Below are 17224 nucleotides of genomic sequence, written 5' to 3'. Positions count from 1 at the left end.
GGTACTATCAGGAATGCGGTGGAACCCGAATCATAATCCGCAGCAGACTGGGAGGAACAGAGTAATGTGGGAAGCAGTAGTACATGGAATCATATTGGCCTTCGGGCTAATTTTACCGCTGGGCGTACAGAATATATTTGTGTTTAACCAAGGGGCGCTTCAGTCCCGGTTCCGCAGAGCCTTGCCAGTGGTTCTTACGGCAGCCGTATGCGACACACTGCTGATTGCTGCTGCCGTTGGCGGGATTTCGCTCATTTTGCTGTCTGTGGAGTGGGTGACGCCAATCGTGTATGGTGCGGGAATTCTATTTCTATGCATCATGGGCTGGAAAATCTGGAACGCAGCTCCGGCGGAGGGAGAGGCCCGGATGCTGTCCCTGAAAGGCCAAGTGGCCTACGCCCTCTCGGTGTCTTTACTGAACCCGCATGCTCTGCTGGATACAGTGGGTGTCATCGGTACTAATTCGCTGCAATATACCGGCGCTGAACGCTGGGCTTTTGCGGCCGCCACAGCCGGCGTCTCATGGATATGGTTCCTGAGCCTGGCGGCAGCCGGCCGGTTGCTGGGCAGAACTGATTCCTCAGGCAGAATGATCCGGCTGCTGAATACTGCTTCAGCCCTGCTGATTTGGGGCATTGCGGTATACATGGGAGTACAGCTTTGGAGATCATTTTGACATGTTAATCCTTGTTTCATTGGGAAATGGCAACCGGATTGCCTTAATTTTAAGATATTTATTTTTGTTCACTTTTTATACTAATCTAGCATATTGACCAGTGGAATATTATCACATAGTATTACAGATATCAAAGAAAAATCCTATTTTCTGGAATTTGAAAGGCGGTGTTTCCTTGGAGGCTACAGCCACGATTCGAGATCAGCTAGCGAGTTATTTATCTGAACAAGGCATGTCTATTAATCAGTTTGCAGACAGATCCGGCATTAATTCCGGAACACTGAGCCGGATTGTCAAAGGGCATCAGCCTATCGCAATGAGTCACTTGGAACTGATTACCAAAGGAATAGGGGAGGTGGAGGATCGCTTTTTTAGCCTGTATGTGGATGAATGCTTCTACCATTCGGCTCCCACCTGGCGGCGGCTGCGGCCATTCATGATCAGGTGTGCAGAGCTTGGACGCATGGATTGCATTGAACGAATGGTCCAGATTCTGCTCGATAATCTCAGCAACGTGCCAACGTTATTCGACGTAGCCGAGGGACTGTTTGAGCATGGTCAGTGGAAGGCGGCAGCAATCTTATACGAGAATGTGAGCGCCAGCGAGAAATACCAGTATTCCGAACGTCTGGCGGTGTGCCAGTACCGTTTGTTCCGAATCGCGCTTGGGGATGACCAGAGTGAGAATCTGCGTGCGGCGACGCTGTTCGAACCTTATGTTCCCAGACTGGATGAGGCGGATCAGCTGGATGCTTTAAGGCATCTAATGATTGCCTATTATTCTCTTCGTCATTGGCATAAAGTAGATCAGTTAGCACAGGAACTACTGCGGCTTGCCAAGATCCAATACGATCTTCAGTATCGCTCGGAGCGCGGTAATGCTAACAAAAAAAGATCTGTCAAACCTTTGTGTTATTACATTTTATATGCATATCTTATGCGTTCAGGTGCTTGTGTGGAATGGGGAGATTACAACTCTGCACTGAAACTAGTAGACCTCTCCATGGATGGACTCTGTATACAGGAAGAAAATGAGGAAGTGCAGCAAGTATTGGCTCAATTTAAGGAATGGGGCAAAGCGAATAAATATCTCATCCGTATGCTGGAAGGACAACAAGATGTAATCATGGAGTATGTTGAGTATATTTCAACTCAACCGAGCGAGATATTTATGGCCGTATATAGAATTATTCAATCTGCAAACCGTTATAATTGGGATGTTGATCATGTTCTTGAACGTTTCTCCGATTATGTTGCTTATAGAACAGACCTTAATGATTTTGGTACCCATAATCAACAGGTAATAACGGACCAATATACCAGATTTCTTGTAGAATTGGCGGCATACTACTTACATAATAGACGAAAAGAAGGGATTCAGCTCATACTACTTAGTTTGGAATCTGCTGCAAAAATTAACTGTGAAAGTATAATGATGAAATGTGTCGATTTGTTTGAACGGTATCGGCATGAGGCGAGCGAAGAAGAAAAATGCCAGTACCAATTTCAAATCAGAAGGGTGCAGGATGCCAATGAAAAGAAAACTTTTAATGTTGTTAGCTTCGTGTAGTTTAGCTGCTTTTATTATTTTCCCTGTTAGTACTATCGGACTTGGAGTCGAGAACTATCAATCGTTAATAAAACCAATGATACACGGTGCGGGTGATTGACCAGCGGTTTAGAACAGTAGGTATGAATCAAATAAATGTTTACCCAGTGACGTTCCTGTTAATCAGGGGCGTCTTTTTTATGGACAATCCTTTGAAAAGTCTTTATTACGGTAAATTGTTAAGGTGATGCAACTCTGGCAACACTTTATAATTTTACATAAATACCTAAAATATTACACATGGAGGCCGGACTGATATGAATAATGCTGTATTCACTAGAATTCGTATTGAGCGGGCAAGACGTCAGCTTCATCAGGTGCAAATGCTTTAAAACAGAGACGACCGCCTGCATAAGTGTATTTTTTCACTATGTAGCTATCAGCCTTGCCTATAGAGGATGTTATGTCCTGGAGATAAGTTGAATAAAAGTTCTAAATAAAGGGGGGATAGACTTGGAGCAGACTGTCACGATCCGCGATGAGATATGGGCGTACTTAACTCAAGAGGGCCTGTCGATTAACAGGTTCGCACTACTCTGCGGGATCCATTCGGGAACACTCAGCCGAATCATGAAAGGTCAACAGGCGATGGCTATGAGCCATCTGGAACGCATTACCCGAACACTGGGATTAGCAGAGGATTATTTTTTTACTAAATATGTGGAAGAATGTCTGTATCATTCGGCACCGACCTGGCGGCGGATTCGGCCTTTTATTTTGCGTTCCGCGCAGCTTGAACGTTTGGATTGCATCGAGCGGTTGGCACGTAGTTTGCTGGATAATCTCATCTATGCACCTCTGCTGTTTGAACTTGCGGAAGAACTATTCCAGCAGGAATTACAGCAGTCGGCAGCCATAATCTATGAGAATGTGGCTATCAGCGAGAAGTACCAGCATTCGGAGCGGCTGGCGCTCTGCCAATATCGATTATTTGTAGTGGCTTTAGGTGATGATCCTCAGCGTAATTTGATAGTGGCCACTTTATTTGAAAACTATGTGACTCGGCTGGATGAGGCCTATCAGTTGGACGCGTTGAAGCATTTGGCACATATATATGGTGCGCTTCACAAGTGGGATAAGGTGGATGAGCTGGCAGTAGAGTTACTCAGGCTTGCTTCTGTCCAGTATAAGCTTCATTATCAATCTAACCGCAAGCTTAATAAGGAAAAGCATCATGAGAGACCTCTGTACTCATACATTCTATATGCACATTTAATGCGGGCATATGCCTACGAGGAACGCAATGATTATAAGACTGCGTTGGAAATTGTGCCGCTGTATATGGATGGGAGCTGGATACAGGAGGACGATGAAGAAGCCCACAGAACGCTTACGCAGTTTCAGGAGTGGGGAACCGCAAACACATATTTGTACCGTTTAATGGATGGACAAATGGAAGTGTTGAATGATTATGTGGAGTACGTATCGACAAGGGAAAATGAGATCTTTACGGCCTTGTTCAGAATTGTGCAGACGGCCAATCGGTATCATTGGGATGTGGATCACATCCTGACACGCTTTGCTGACTACATTCCTTACCGAAGGTACTCCGGTATCTATACCAAACGAAATAAGCAGATTAACGATGACGAACATGCCCGGTTCCGCAGTGAACTGGCTACCTATTATTTATCCCGCAGACGCTTTGGAGGCAATGAAATTGCCATGCGCAGCGTGGACTTCACTGCTGAAGTCGATAATGAGCGCAAAGTGATCAAAGGCAAGATTTTGGTAGATTTTGAAATCAATATTTAACGTGGAATGCAAACACGGAACCCGTAAAGGAAGGTCTGAGTGCATAAGTATTGCATAACAAACCGGCCGTGTGATCCTGCTTAGGATCGCACGGCCGGTTGTTTGGCGTTGCCTGGCCGCTACCCGCCGATTTGCGACATGCGTCTCGCGGTTGGGGTATGGCTTTGCGTTTTGCGCTCCAGGGCGAGCGCCATTTCGTGGTTATGCGGCTTGTTGCCTAGGGCTTGGCGGAATAAGGCCTGTACGGCTGCTGGATCGCCGGTCAGAGGGCGTACATTGTACTCATCTGCCCAGTAGAGACAAGCCTTAATGTGTCCGTCTGCCGTAAGGCGCAGCCGGTTGCAATTGTCGCAAAAATGCTCGCTTACCGGATGGATCAGCCCGAAGGTCCCGCGCGCACCGACCACCCGCCGGTTCTGGGAAGGACCATTGCCCGAAGGCATGTCCGCTTCTTCTGTAGCCCAGCCTGCTTCATTGCAGGCTTCAATTACCGTTTCCAGCGGCAGATACGTCTGACGCCAGGCATCGCTCGCGCTGCCGATGGGCATATATTCGATGAACCGTACATTCAGCGGGCTGTTCAGGGTCAGCGAGATGAAGTCCTTGATCTCATCATCATTGATGCCTTTCATCAGCACCACATTGAGCTTAATCGGGGAGAGGCCTGCAGCCTCAGCGGCCTCAATCCCTTTGAGCACCTTGGCGACTTCTCCGCCGCGTGTAATCATGGCGAAGCGGTCCTGCTGCAGTGAATCCAGGCTAATGTTCACACGTGACAAGCCCGCCTGCTTGAGCAGCGCGGCTTTGGCGGGAAGCATCAGGCCGTTGGTCGTAAGGGATATATCTTCAATGCCCGGGATGGAGGCAATCATGGAAACCAGCTGATCCAGATTCTTGCGGACCAGAGGTTCGCCTCCGGTTAGCCGGATCTTGCGTAACCCCAGAGGGGCCAGCGATTCCACCACAGCGGTAATTTCTTCGTAGCTCATAATCTCGTCCTGGGGCTGGAATTGCATTCCTTCCGCAGGCATACAATAAATGCAGCGCAGGTTGCAGCGGTCTGTAACCGAAATGCGCATATAATCATGCAATCGTCCAAAAGGGTCCATCAACGGTTCCATAGGTGCTCCCTTCAGCGTCGTATTTTGAAGCTGGAACGGATGCCGTCCATATAAGGACAGCGAAAGCCGGTTCCACTTGGTTTAAATTTTAAGGATTGTTGGCGTCCGCGTCAATGCACCATGACTGTGGCATGTATCGTATCGTAAATGAAAGTGGAAGAGGGTGACGCCTGTTGTTTATGAATAGAAACAGACAACCTAAATAATATGTGACGAAACCCAAATGGCAAAGCTCAATTTTGACAGAAGTGCGACAATTTAAGGGAATGGTCATAGAATGCTCACCGAAAGCGCTTCCTGATTCCGATATAATCTAGGTGCAGAAGTATTGTTCGTTTACATTCACTCACTTTTTGCGAAGAACACAGCCAGGAGACCGGATAACGCGCGCCTAACATGCTATTGGCGATAAGCGCCCGGCAAACCAATAGGGAGGTTTTGCAAAATGACTATAACCACTGTTCCATCGCTTGTCGTGCCGGAGGCATTCACTCGTTGGCTGGAAAGCCGGGGATTAATATATCAACTTTTAGTGGACTTTTATGGACGAAAGCCCAGTCTGTCTCTGGTCGCCCAGTGGAGCCGCAATCGCCAGATCAGTGTCGCAGCCGAGATGACGGAAGGCGGCCGGGAGCTCAAACGCTACCTATGCAGCCAGGAGCCTTCAGCGCTGCCGCAGATTTGCGAGCGGGAGAACCGTGAATACATGCGCCTGATGAATGAACGTGCGGCTAGTACTATTGTGGCGCGCGAAGCAGCAGAGCTTGGCCGTGAGGAAGATTTCTGTAACGTGCTCTCCGATGTGTATGCGTCGGCGGGAATTGTATTCAAGAAATGCGGCGGTGAAGCCGATGACCACATCTCCATTGAGCTGGAATTTATGGCTGTGCTGCATGAGCGTATGCTGTACAACAGCTTCTCGATCCGCAGTGCTATGGACCTGCTGGAGATCCAGGAGCAGTTCCTGGAGGAGCATCTGCTGAAATGGACGCCGCAGTTCTGCGAGCGCCTGAATGCGGCAACTGATAGCCCGCTCTATCTTGGCCTCAGCCATATGCTGCAGGAATTCCTGCCGCAGGACCTGCAAATGCTGCGGGCCTGGAAAGCTTCGCTCGAGAGTTCCGAATCGGCGATGGCCTAAAAGATGTATATACAGACTGAAATAAGACCGTCCTAAGTCAGGGCGGTCTATTTTTATTAAGATAAGTATTGATGAATTTCCGGGGTGAGAGCAGGACTATCACTCTGTTTTTGTTTTTGGTAAGGTAGAGTTATATTGTGGATGCACCAGCGGGTGGGAGGACAGGCCATGAACAAAGAAGAACAGGTCTTAACGGGTTTCAGGGACTTATATAATAAGATGGTTTGGCTTAATAAGGATAAGATGGAAGACAGTCTAAAAGGCCATAAGTCTTCAGAAGTACATTGCATCGAATACATCGAGAGAAATACAGATTCCAACGTGACAAAACTTGCGGAGTCCTTGTATATGACTAGAGGAGCCATAAGTAAAATCACTAAGAAGCTCATAAAAAAAGGCCTTATCGAAAGCTACCAGAAACCGGATAACAATAAAGAAATCTACTTTAGACTTACTGAGCAGGGAAAAGAAATTAACAAAGTCCATGAGGAACTGCACCAAGAGTTTCGAGAGCGGGATAAAGCTGTATTTGAGCAGGTAACTGAGGAGCAATTTGACAGTATGCTTATTTTTGTGGAAAGGTATAACAGGCATCTGGATGCAGAAATAAAGAAACTCGGTGCAGATACGAGGACGGAATAAATTTGGATACTAAAAATCAAACCACAGGCAGCCGGGTTCTATGCAGAACGGGCTGCTTTTTTTTGGTTATTTTATTGTTGACTAGGAAACAAAAATATAATACGATGAATTTGTTTCCTAGGAAATAAAACGATAGCTTTTAAGGGGAGAACTTAAGTGTCCAAATTCAGCTCACACAATGAACAGAAAACTGAACAAACCGTAGATAAGCACGCATTAATATTCGGCCTTATATCTGTTTTTCTTTGTGGAATAGGCTTTAGCATCATAGCGCCTGTCGTCCCATTCTTAGTACAGCCTTATACAAGTAATCCAGGAGAACAAGCAATAGTTGTTACGCTGCTTACCTCTGTTTATGCACTCTGCGTATTTTTTGCTGCCCCCGTACTTGGAGCCTTGAGCGATAAATATGGCCGTCGTCCGTTGCTCTTGATTTGCCTTTTCGGTTCCGCAGTCGGGTACTTGGTTTTTGGCATAGGAGGAGCTCTATGGGTACTGTTTGCCGGACGCATAATTGAAGGTGTAACCGGCGGTAGCATAAGCACGATCTTCGCCTATTTTGCCGACATCATTCCTCCGGAGCAGAGAACCAAATACTTTGGGTGGGTGAGTGCGGTTGTAGGGGTAGGCACCGTTATTGGCCCAACTCTGGGCGGGTTACTTGCCAAGTTTGGTTATTCTGTACCTATGTACTTTGGAGCAGTAATCACTTTACTGAATGTTGCCTATGGATTCTTCTTTATGCCTGAGAGCCTTGGCAAGAATAACAGATTGAAAGAGATTACCTTGGTAAGACTGAATCCATTTATACAGCTTGCAAGCATACTTTCCATGAAGAACTTAAGCAGGCTGCTTATCTCAGCATTCCTGCTCTGGATACCGAACGGATCTTTACAGGCCGTTTTTTCACAATTTACAATGGATACTTTCAGTTGGAAGCCTGCAATAATCGGTCTTATGTTCTCAATCATGGGCTTCCAGGATATCATTTCCCAAGGTCTCATCATGCCCAAGCTTTTGAAAAGGTTCAGTGATGAACAGATAGCCATTCTTGGAATGGTCTCGGAGATGATCGGCTACAGTCTGTTTGCGCTATCTGCTTTATTCTCGTTCTATCCTCTTTTTATCGCCGGAATGTTTATATTTGGTTTTGGCGATTCGGTCTTCGGGCCTTCTTTCAATGGGATGCTCTCCAAATCTGTGGATTCGAGCGAACAAGGAAGGATTCAAGGAGGGAGCCAGTCTATTCAGGCTCTGGCAAGAATGATCGGGCCTATCATCGGAGGTCAAATCTATGTGTCACTTGGCCATGCCGCGCCTGCTTTTATGGGTGTGATCCTTATAGCAGCGGCAATACCCGTTCTATATAAGAGAACGCAAATCAAAGTGTAGTCTATCCATAAAAAAAGACGGCGCCTTCCCTTAAGGAAAGACGCCGTGCTCTTTGGAGATTAAGCCTTATTCATATACCTTTTTGCTGCGGAATTTCATCAGGAATTCATACACGACCGGCACAACGACCAGTGTCAGCAGGGTGGAGCTGACAAGACCGCCGATAACCGTTACACCGAGACCCTTGGAGATGATGCCGGCGCTGTTTTCGAGGCCGGATACGAGCGGCAGCAGTGCGCCGATGGTCGCCAGTGCGGTCATCAGAATCGGACGCAGGCGGGTAGCTCCGGCTTCAAGTAAGGCTTGACGCGTAGATAATCCTTCTTTTTCTTTGTGGATTACACGGTCGATCAAGACAATCGCATTGGTGACGACGATCCCGATGAGCATCAGTGCGCCCATAAGTGCTGAGACGTTCAGCGTTTCTCCTGCCAGCAGCAGGGCAACCAGTGCACCAATAATTGTGAATGGCAGGGAGAACAGGATCGCGAACGGTGCCAGACCGCCGCCGAACGTAACCACAAGCACGAAGTACACAATGGCAACAGCGGCTGCCATGGCAATGCCGAGCTGTCCGAATGTATCATTAATCTGCTCGGTTACACCGCCGAAGGTGACGGTTACGCCATCCGGCAGATCGAGGGCATCGATTTTTTCCTTGACGCTGTTTGAAGCGCTGTTCACATCATTCGCAATAATCTCAGCGGTAACATCGACCTTCATTTTACCGTCTTCCCGGGTAATGGAGTCCGGCGAAGTGCCGTTCTCAATCTTGGCTACCTCACCAATCGGCACCGTAATACCCAGCGGGGAAGTCAGTGTAGCATCTTCCATTTCCTGAATGCTAGTATACGTATCTTTGTCGGTTTCAATGTAGACATTGTAGTTTTTGCCGTCCATCGCTACCTCTGTCAGTACAGGGCGGGTACCGGCAGGGCTAAGCTTCATAGCAATTTGTCCGGCAGTTAGGCCGAGTGAACTGAGTTTTGCCTGATCGGCGACAATAGTGTATTGATCATATGCTTCAGAGAGACTGGTCTTCCCGTCCTTGAAGTTGTCAGTGTCGGCCTTCACGATACCTGCAATCTTGTCGGCTACCGGCTTAAGCTGATCCAGACTGTCGCCGAAAATGTTCACGGTCAGCGTACTGCCGCCAAGACCACCGCCGGACATGCCGGACAAATCACCCCAGACACCATTCGGAACTTCTTTGGTCAGACCTTCAATCAGATTTTCTTTTACCTTATCGAAATCAGGAGTATCACTGTCGAAAGTTACATAGAAGAGCCCCGAATTTCCTGAGCCCATCCCGAACGGGCTGCTGCCTCCGATGGAATATTGCATTTTATCCAGATGCTCTTTATCCATATACTTTTGAGCCAGAATATATTTTTCGGCCTTCAGGCCTTGCTCCTTGACGTCATCCAGCGTTTGTCCTGCTTTTGGAGAGAAGGTGAGCGTAACGTTCTTCTCTTCCTGGGAAGGCAGGAAGCTGACACCGATAGGTTTAATCAGGAACACGCTGCCTATCAGCAGAAGTACAGCAACGCCGAATGTGATCAGCTTATGGGATAGCGACCAATTCAGAATCTTCTGATAGCCGGCAGCCATTCTGTCGGGCTTCCCGCTGTGGCTTTTCTTATTTTTCTTCAGGCCGTTGCGGAACAGCGTATGTGCCAGTGCGGGCACCAGGGTAATGGCAACTACAAGTGAAGCGAGCAGTGCGAATACCATCGTGAGGGCAAACGGCAGGAACAGCTCGCCTACCATACCGCTGACAAAAGCGAGCGGCAGGAATACAGCGATCGTTACGATGGTGGAGGACATAATTGGCACGAACATTTCACGTGTTGCCGCGCTTATTAGCTCACGGCCGCGCAGCTTCTCTCCGGACAGGGTCAGCCGCCGGAAGATATTCTCTATGACAACGATCGAGTCATCGACGACACGCCCTATGGCAACCGTCATCGCTCCAAGCGTCATCATATTCAGCGTAATATCCATCTGACGCAGGCAGAGAATCGCAATCAGCAGGGATAATGGGATAGAGATGATGGAAATAATCGTCGAGCGGATATTCCGCAGGAACAGCAGGATAATCAGCACGGCGAACAGGGCGCCAAAGGCAGCCTTGGACAGCATCGTATTCACAGAATCCTCAATCGGCTTTCCTTGATCCAGCAGCACGGTGAGATTCATCGATTTGAACTGCTTCTTCAGTTCTTCCGTTTTATCCTTAACGCCGTTGACCACATCCACGGTGTTGGCATCATTGGCTTTTACAATCTGAATCCCGATGGATTCCTTGCCGTTCGTGCGGGAGATTGACTCAGATTTGCCGACAACTTCGATAGATGCCAATTCTCCCAGCTTAACTGTGGGCAGTCCGGTCATAGCCGCACCGGGAGCAGGAGCAGGAGCAGGAGCAGCACTAGCACCCGTACCTGCTGCGGCGCCAGCCGAAGCACCAGCTGCACTAGCACCTGGAGCTGCAGCCGCACCAGATGGTACCACCGGAATACTCAGGTTTTTCAGATCTTCAACGGTAGTGACATTTCCGTCTACTACTACTGCTTTTTGCGAATCTTCCATGGTGAAGAGTCCAAGAGGCACACGCAGGGAAGAGCCTTGGACAATCCCCTTGATCGTATCTTCAGTCAGCCCGTATTGCTTCAGCTTATCCTGGTTGAACTTAAGGGTAACTTCCTTCACATATTGTCCGGCAATCTGCACGGAGGCTACGCCTTCGATATCTTCCAGAGCAGGGCGGATATCGTTCTCCGCGATGCGGGTCAGTCCTTCCAGATTCTCAGAGCTGTTGTCGGACAAGCTGAGTGAAATGACCGGCAGGGAGCTCAGGCTGAACCGGGAGATTTGCGGCTTTTGCACATTCTCCGGCAAGGTGACTTCGTTCAGCGCCTCCCGGACAGCTGCCGTAGCGTTATCCAGATTCGTTCCATAATCAAATTCAATGGTGATGCTGGAGGCATTTTCGAGCGAGTTCGAGGTTAGTGTCTTCACGCCGTCCACATTGCGGAGCTTCTGCTCCAGCGGCTTGCTGACATCGTTCACCACGCCCTCTGGGGCAGCCCCCGGGTAAATCGTTGTAATGCTGAGATAAGGGATACTGATGTTAGGCAGCGTCTCCTGCTTCATGGTCAGACCGCTGTAGAGACCGGCGAACACAATGATGATCGTCAGAAGCCAAATAGCAAATTTGTTTCTGAGCGAGAAATTAATTAAGCTCTTCATAAGTTACGTTTCTGCTCCTCTCGGGCCTTCCGTAGGGAAAACCTCAGTTTAAATAGTGACTATTACTCCTATACATCTTTCTCTCTTTGCTGCTTACACGTACTTAATCAGTGGAAACCGCATATGCCCGGTGGTTGTAGCGGCATCTGCTTCTGTAGATCCTCCAGTTGCTGTTGAACGGCGGAACAGCCCTGCAGGTTACCCAGCATTCCTTGGATAATGGCCTTGCGGGGGTGGGGCATGAGAATTTCGCCTTCCAGAATGGCTAACGATTCCAGGCCGTCATCGATGCTCTGCAGGTCCATGCCCTGGGCCGAATTCAGCAGCTCTTTCATTTCTTTGATCAGTTGCAGGGGATTCCGTTGAAGGCTGTTGCCATCATGATTCTCTATCCAGCTGTCCAGAACGATAGGAGCGATCAGAGGGACATGATGTCCGGTGAGAAGACCGGCAACCACAATATCCAGAAGGTCCACAAGATGATCGGCAAGCCGCGGAATGGAAACTGCGGATTCGTGGTTGAAAAGAACCCAGATATAGGAATGGAGGATTCCATGCCCCAGCAAGAATAGCTCTCCTGTATAAGGAATGATCTCCTTACCATACATAATCTCCAGCTTGTCCCGGGACCAGTTCAGCAGGGGGCCGTTGATTTTGCGCAGCCATTCAGGTGCATCGGGCATGCCTTTTCCGGCCAGCTCCTGAATTTGCCGCTGAAAAAATTCCCTCAGCTCATACACATGATGAAGCAGAATTTCAATCTGGTTGCGCAGCTTCACGCGGGGAGGCCTTGAGCTCTCCTCTTCCTGCTGCAGAGGGTCGTGGATCATACGGAAGCAATATATATAAATGCTGCGTTCCAGCTCCTCCTTGGATTTGAACACCAGGTAGAGACTGCCTTTGGATATCCCGCATAATTCTGCAATCTCCTGCATCGAGGTGGAGGATGAACCTTTCACAGCGAATAGCTGCATGGCTGTTTTAATAATTTGTTCTTTTTTCATAGCATTTTTATCGGCTGACAAGGATGTTGGCTCCTTTCTGACCAATGAGTTCTATAATTGACTATTGGGTCAAACCGATTATAGTATATATATTAAGCCAATACAAATGTAGCTACGCAGGAGGCAGTCAAGTGGTTACAGTATTGTTGTAATTTCTGTTTTGCAACCGATTGCTGTAGGAAGAAAGGTTTTCTTCATGTAATATATAAATGTGTCATTTTAGTGAGGGAAGGCAGAAAGAGAAGGTAGGTTATCTATGAGAAGAGGATTGCAGGCTTTAGTCATTATTGCAGCATTAGTGGCATATTTTTACTTTGGCTTCGGGGTATTTGGCAATACTGCCGGGACAATTATGGGTGTTCTCTCCACGCTCACCGTCGTCTCCATCGGTCTTGGTATTTTTATGGAGAACCGTAATCCCTCCACGACGATGGCCTGGATTCTGCTGCTTGCGCTGATTCCAGTGCTGGGGCTCGTCTTCTATGTACTGTTCGGACAGAATGTGTTTAAACGGCGCAAATATGATAAAAAGGCTCAACGTGACCTAATGGCCTATGAACGGATTGAGAATGACGCTCTGCGTATGCATCAGGACTGGTCCATCTTTGATCCCAACCGCCAAAAGCTGCTGGGATTATCACAGAGGCTGGCGCGGACGCCTATTTCATTCAACTCGGAGACGCGCATTCTGACAAATGGCGAAGAGACCTTTGGCACATTGCTGCTGGAGCTGCGGCAAGCGCAGCACCATATTCATATGGAATATTATATTTTCCGGGCCGACCATATCGGGACGCGGATCCAGCAGATTCTGATTGAGAAAGCCCGTGCGGGTGTAACTGTCAGATTTATGTATGACGCGGTGGGAAGTATTCAGCTGTCCCGTGCTTTTCTTAAGGAATTAAGCGATGCCGGAGTTCAGGTAGCGTCTTATGGCAATTCCACTTCCTTTTTTTCCAGCCGGGTCAACTACCGGAACCACCGTAAAATCGTGGTGATTGACGGAGATGTCGGATTCATGGGCGGATTGAATGTGGGTGACGAATACCTCAGCCGCAGCAAGACATATGGTTTCTGGCGCGATACCCATATGCTGATTAGGGGCGAAGCGGTGCGGACGATGCAGATTATTTTTCTGCAGGACTGGATGCATACAACAGGTGAAAAAATACTGGAACAGGATTATCTCTCCCCGCAGCTGCGGTTTACGACGGGGGACGGGGCGGTGCAGATTATCGCCAGCGGTCCGGACAACGAGCGGCGTGCCCTCAAAAATATTTTCTTTTCCATGATCACTTCGGCGGAAAAATCAGTATGGATCGCCAGCCCCTACTTTATTCCGGATGAGGATATCTTAACGGCACTGCGGGTGGCTGCGATGTCCGGGCTGGATGTGCGGCTGCTGTTCCCGGCCAAACCGGACAAGTGGATTCCCTTTCTGGCCTCCCACTCCTATTTCCCGGCTCTGCTGGAATCGGGTGTGAAGATTTATGAATATGAGAAGGGCTTCATTCATTCCAAGCTGCTGATTACCGACGGTCAGATTGCCACGATTGGAACAGCAAATATGGACATGCGCAGCTTCCATCTCAACTTCGAGGTCAATGCGCTGCTGCTGCAGACGGAAAGTGTCTCCCGGATCGTAGCGGATTTCGAACGCGACCTGCTGTCCACCCGTCAGATTGTGCATGAGACCTTCATGAACAAGCGGCTGCTGGAGCGGCTGCTGGAATCGGCGGCAAGACTGATGTCCCCGCTGCTGTAGGTCAGGCTTAAGCGGGCTAACGCAGACGGCTAAGCAATCGGCCAGTCCAATATATAACCTGAAAAGACCGCCGGACAAGGCTGCATCTGCAGCTGTCCGGCGGTCTTTTGCGTAGTCAGGGATGTATGCTGCTTCAGGACTTAAAAAGTAGTGAACCCCAGGTTCTTCTGCATGCGGAACAGGATGTATTTGATCCAGGTCACATCACTTTGATACTCTTCAAGCGGCAGACTATACTGTGCATCCTCATTGCTCCATAGCCGGTTGAAATAGCTCTCCATCTCGGCATACAGCGGCTGGTCCTTACTCAGGCCGACCCACAGATTATTTTCCAGATTGAAGTCATCCAGGTTGCGGGCTGTGAAATTGGTTGAGCCGCCCAGAACTACGGACTGGCTGCTGGCCTTGGCAATGAACATCAGCTTGGTATGGTATTGTTCTGTGCCTGTATTGTACCAGCGGATGGCAATTTTTCCCCCGGTGCGCTTGTTCAGATCCATAGCCACCGGACGGTTAGGTATGCCGATTTTATCGCGTCCGAAGGCGTTCTGGTTAGGGTCCATCAGGAGGCGGATGTCTGCTCCCCGTGCGGATGCCTTCACCAGTTCGTCCAGAATTCTGTCATCGGCCAGATAGAACATGCCCATCCAGAGTGTGTCGCCCTTGCCGGTGGAACGGATGCCTTCGAGTGCGTATTTATAGATTTTGCCTTCGGTCAAGTAGCGCACCTCCAGTGGGCCGCCGGCCTTTACTGCATTCTTTTGGGAGAATACGGGCATCTTGCTGAGGATCGGCCCTGCTTCAGACAGATCGGCTGCCGCCTGCTCGCTTTTCAGAATATCGGAGATGATGGGCCCCTGCACTTCAAGTGCAATGTTGGAATGATAGGCGCTGGCATCATGCACATTACCCGAAGAGATCAGTGCGGTCTTCTCGCTGACCACCACTTTGCGGTGATTGGCTTTTACATTTAGCAGCTTCAGATAGGATCGGGCGGTGATATCAGGCCCTCCGCTTGCCATCAGGTTGGGAATCCACCCTGTACCGGATTGGCCAAACCATTGAATGAAGGTCCGCCATACGGCCGAATAAGCAGGGGTCGAATCACGCAGCGGGTCAACATCAGTCAGGATGATCTTGATTCCGGCGGCTCTCATCTCTTCCAGCAGTGGATTCGGGGCAGAGCCGTAATTGGTATTGACCTCATCCGTGATGAAGACGATCTCCATATTGGGGTGGGCTGCCTGCTGTGTGACGAGTTTGTCGGCCAGCTCCTGGCTTACCGCAGGAAAGTGCTGATCCTTATGGGTGTAATTATTGAACAGGAACAGATCGATCACCAAAAACTGCCTGGATTCTTCTATGATCTGCAGGATGCGGGGCAAGATCTGATCTTCATGCTGCTCGCGCCCGCTTTTGTCCGGATAGGTAAGATCATGCCAGAAAGACACCTTGTCGACTTGGTACACGGGACTTTCAAAGGATATTCCCGCAGGAAGCGGTTTGTGGGTCTGATATACCATCACCCCGGCCAGCCAAAGAATGAGGAGTCCGAGCATCGGCCAAATCCATTTGCGGCGGCGGGGTGATCCCTTGTGATGAAGCGCAGGATAGTCCCCGCCATTGGTTTTGTTGTGATCTGTTGACCCGGACGGAGCGGTAGAGTTGTTTTGATTCATAGGTTCCTCCTGATGTACTGCAGAGAGCGTGTGAATTTAGTATGCTCCGGCATAGTATTCAACTATTAACACCCGAAGCAGTAAATTGAAGCAGCTGTAATGCCTGATGACATAACCGGGTAGCGTATGTATAATGAGTGTAAACAATTTGTATAAGGTTTGAGCATTCAAATATATAGAGGGTCAGGGAAGAGAGTGGGGTGCAACGTGTATTCGATCAAACAGGTCGTCGAAATGCTGGATATTCCTTCTGTTACGCTGAGAGCCTGGGAGAGCAGATATAAGGCGGTTATCCCCGAACGGACGGAATCCGGCTACAGGCTGTACAGCCAGGAGAATATCGATGACCTGCGGTGGCTGAAGGAGCAGACCGAGAAGCAGGGCATCAGTATTTCACACGCGGTCCGTTTGCTTAGAGCAGGCAAAGAGAAGCAGCTGGAAGAACATACAGCAATGGCTGGTGGAATGCCGGGTGATGCTTTTGAAAAAATGAAAAATCAAATCTACACAGCGATGCTTGAATTCCAGGGGGAGCGGGCGAACGCGCTGATTGATTTTGGCTTTTCCCTCTACGGCTATGAGTCGATGTTCCATCAGGTGCTGGTGCCGATTCTGGTCAGAGTGGGTGATGCATGGGAGGCGGGGCTGGCGACTGTGGCCCAGGAGCATTATATGACACAGATGATATCCAACCGGTTTTATCAGTTCTTTCATGTCTTTCCCGTACAAGCCCATTTTCCGAAGGTGCTGGCGTTCTGTCCGTCCGGCGAGCATCATCAGATCGGACTATTGCTGTTTGCGCTGTTTCTGCGTAAGAATGGAGTCGAAGTGATCTACCTGGGGGCCAATACGCCTGAGGAAGGCATCCTGGAAATGCTAAACAAGCAGAGCAGGGTCGGACTGGTCTGCCTGTCGGTGACAGGCAAAGAACGGGTGGCTGCCACAGAGGATCTGATGAGACGGTTGAAGGAAGCATTTCCGAACCTTCAGTTCCTGGTGGGCGGCAAGGGGTATGAGGAGGTAGCTCCTCAATTCTCTGAGGCGCGTTATGTCATGAATGAGTCGCCGGAGCATTGGCAGACGTGGTTTCAAGAGGTTTTTATGAAGCTGGAAATTAGATACTAAAAGATCAATATGAACATGGAGCCCTTTCGAATCCCCTGAGATTTGGAGGGCTCTTTTGCTATG

General features: G+C 49.0%; 12 protein-coding genes. 8 read left to right on the top strand and 4 right to left on the bottom strand.

The features are described 5' to 3' along the window. Positions 1-64: 64 nt before the first annotated feature. From A3849_RS10400 to A3849_RS10390, 3 genes are all read left to right on the top strand, one after another. Complete coding sequence (locus A3849_RS10400) at positions 65-676, top strand: LysE/ArgO family amino acid transporter (RefSeq protein ID WP_074111325.1); 612 nt, start codon at positions 65-67, stop codon at positions 674-676. Positions 677-851: 175 nt separating this feature from the next. Beyond that, a complete protein-coding gene (locus A3849_RS10395) occupies positions 852-2246 on the top strand; it encodes a helix-turn-helix domain-containing protein (protein ID WP_083613442.1) in 1395 nt (464 codons plus the stop codon). 492 nt (positions 2247-2738) lie between these two features. After that, on the top strand, positions 2739-4040 hold the full coding sequence (locus A3849_RS10390) for a helix-turn-helix domain-containing protein (RefSeq protein WP_083613441.1): 1302 nt from the start codon (positions 2739-2741) through the stop codon (positions 4038-4040). Between the two features lie 119 nt (positions 4041-4159). On the opposite strand, the gene moaA is transcribed toward A3849_RS10390, so the two are convergent. Then, complete coding sequence (moaA, locus tag A3849_RS10385; RefSeq protein WP_074111324.1) at positions 4160-5161, bottom strand: GTP 3',8-cyclase MoaA; 1002 nt, start codon at positions 5159-5161, stop codon at positions 4160-4162. A 445-nt stretch (positions 5162-5606) separates the two neighbouring features. Here moaA and A3849_RS10380 point away from each other — a divergent pair, with 445 nt between their 5' ends. From A3849_RS10380 to A3849_RS10370, 3 genes are all read left to right on the top strand, one after another. Beyond that, on the top strand, positions 5607-6302 hold the full coding sequence (locus tag A3849_RS10380) for a TorD/DmsD family molecular chaperone (RefSeq protein WP_074111323.1): 696 nt from the start codon (positions 5607-5609) through the stop codon (positions 6300-6302). Positions 6303-6470: 168 nt separating this feature from the next. Beyond that, positions 6471-6944 carry a MarR family transcriptional regulator gene (locus A3849_RS10375; protein ID WP_074111322.1) on the top strand — a complete coding sequence of 158 codons (474 nt, stop codon included), beginning with the start codon at positions 6471-6473 and terminating at the stop codon, positions 6942-6944. A gap of 156 nt (positions 6945-7100) precedes the next feature. Further along, positions 7101-8336, top strand: coding sequence for an MFS transporter (locus A3849_RS10370; protein ID WP_074111321.1), 1236 nt, complete (start codon positions 7101-7103; stop codon positions 8334-8336). A gap of 66 nt (positions 8337-8402) precedes the next feature. On the opposite strand, the gene A3849_RS10365 is transcribed toward A3849_RS10370, so the two are convergent. Beyond that, on the bottom strand, positions 8403-11588 hold the full coding sequence (locus A3849_RS10365; RefSeq protein ID WP_074111320.1) for an efflux RND transporter permease subunit: 3186 nt from the start codon (positions 11586-11588) through the stop codon (positions 8403-8405). Positions 11589-11695: 107 nt separating this feature from the next. Continuing rightward, positions 11696-12613, bottom strand: coding sequence for a TetR/AcrR family transcriptional regulator (locus A3849_RS10360; protein ID WP_083613440.1), 918 nt, complete (start codon positions 12611-12613; stop codon positions 11696-11698). 235 nt (positions 12614-12848) lie between these two features. Between A3849_RS10360 and cls the strand changes: the two genes are divergently transcribed. After that, positions 12849-14357, top strand: a complete 1509-nt coding sequence (gene cls / locus A3849_RS10355; protein WP_074111319.1) for a cardiolipin synthase — start codon at positions 12849-12851, stop codon at positions 14355-14357. Between the two features lie 140 nt (positions 14358-14497). Here cls and A3849_RS10350 read toward each other — a convergent pair whose 3' ends face one another. Beyond that, on the bottom strand, positions 14498-16036 hold the full coding sequence (locus A3849_RS10350) for a phospholipase D family protein (protein ID WP_083613439.1): 1539 nt from the start codon (positions 16034-16036) through the stop codon (positions 14498-14500). Positions 16037-16243: 207 nt separating this feature from the next. On the opposite strand from A3849_RS10350, the gene A3849_RS10345 reads away from it, so the two are divergent. Further along, positions 16244-17161, top strand: a complete 918-nt coding sequence (locus A3849_RS10345; RefSeq protein WP_074111318.1) for a MerR family transcriptional regulator — start codon at positions 16244-16246, stop codon at positions 17159-17161. Positions 17162-17224 lie beyond the last annotated feature (63 nt).

The organism is Paenibacillus sp. P46E, assembly GCF_001909095.1.
Taxonomy (GTDB): Bacteria; Bacillota; Bacilli; order Paenibacillales; family Paenibacillaceae; genus Paenibacillus_AQ; species Paenibacillus_AQ helianthi.
This window is presented reverse-complemented; position numbering and strand designations above follow the sequence as displayed.

What these genes read in the sequence shown, in the direction of transcription:
- A3849_RS10400 (WP_074111325.1), top strand. Translation starts at nt 65, where the DNA reads ATGTGGGAAGCAGTAGTACATGGAATCATATTGGCCTTCGGGCTAATT.
- moaA (WP_074111324.1), bottom strand. Translation starts at nt 5,161, where the DNA reads ATGGAACCGTTGATGGACCCTTTTGGACGATTGCATGATTATATGCGC.
- A3849_RS10380 (WP_074111323.1), top strand. Translation starts at nt 5,607, where the DNA reads ATGACTATAACCACTGTTCCATCGCTTGTCGTGCCGGAGGCATTCACT.
- A3849_RS10375 (WP_074111322.1), top strand. Translation starts at nt 6,471, where the DNA reads ATGAACAAAGAAGAACAGGTCTTAACGGGTTTCAGGGACTTATATAAT.
- A3849_RS10365 (WP_074111320.1), bottom strand. Translation starts at nt 11,588, where the DNA reads ATGAAGAGCTTAATTAATTTCTCGCTCAGAAACAAATTTGCTATTTGG.
- cls (WP_074111319.1), top strand. Translation starts at nt 12,849, where the DNA reads ATGAGAAGAGGATTGCAGGCTTTAGTCATTATTGCAGCATTAGTGGCA.
- A3849_RS10350 (WP_083613439.1), bottom strand. Translation starts at nt 16,036, where the DNA reads ATGAATCAAAACAACTCTACCGCTCCGTCCGGGTCAACAGATCACAAC.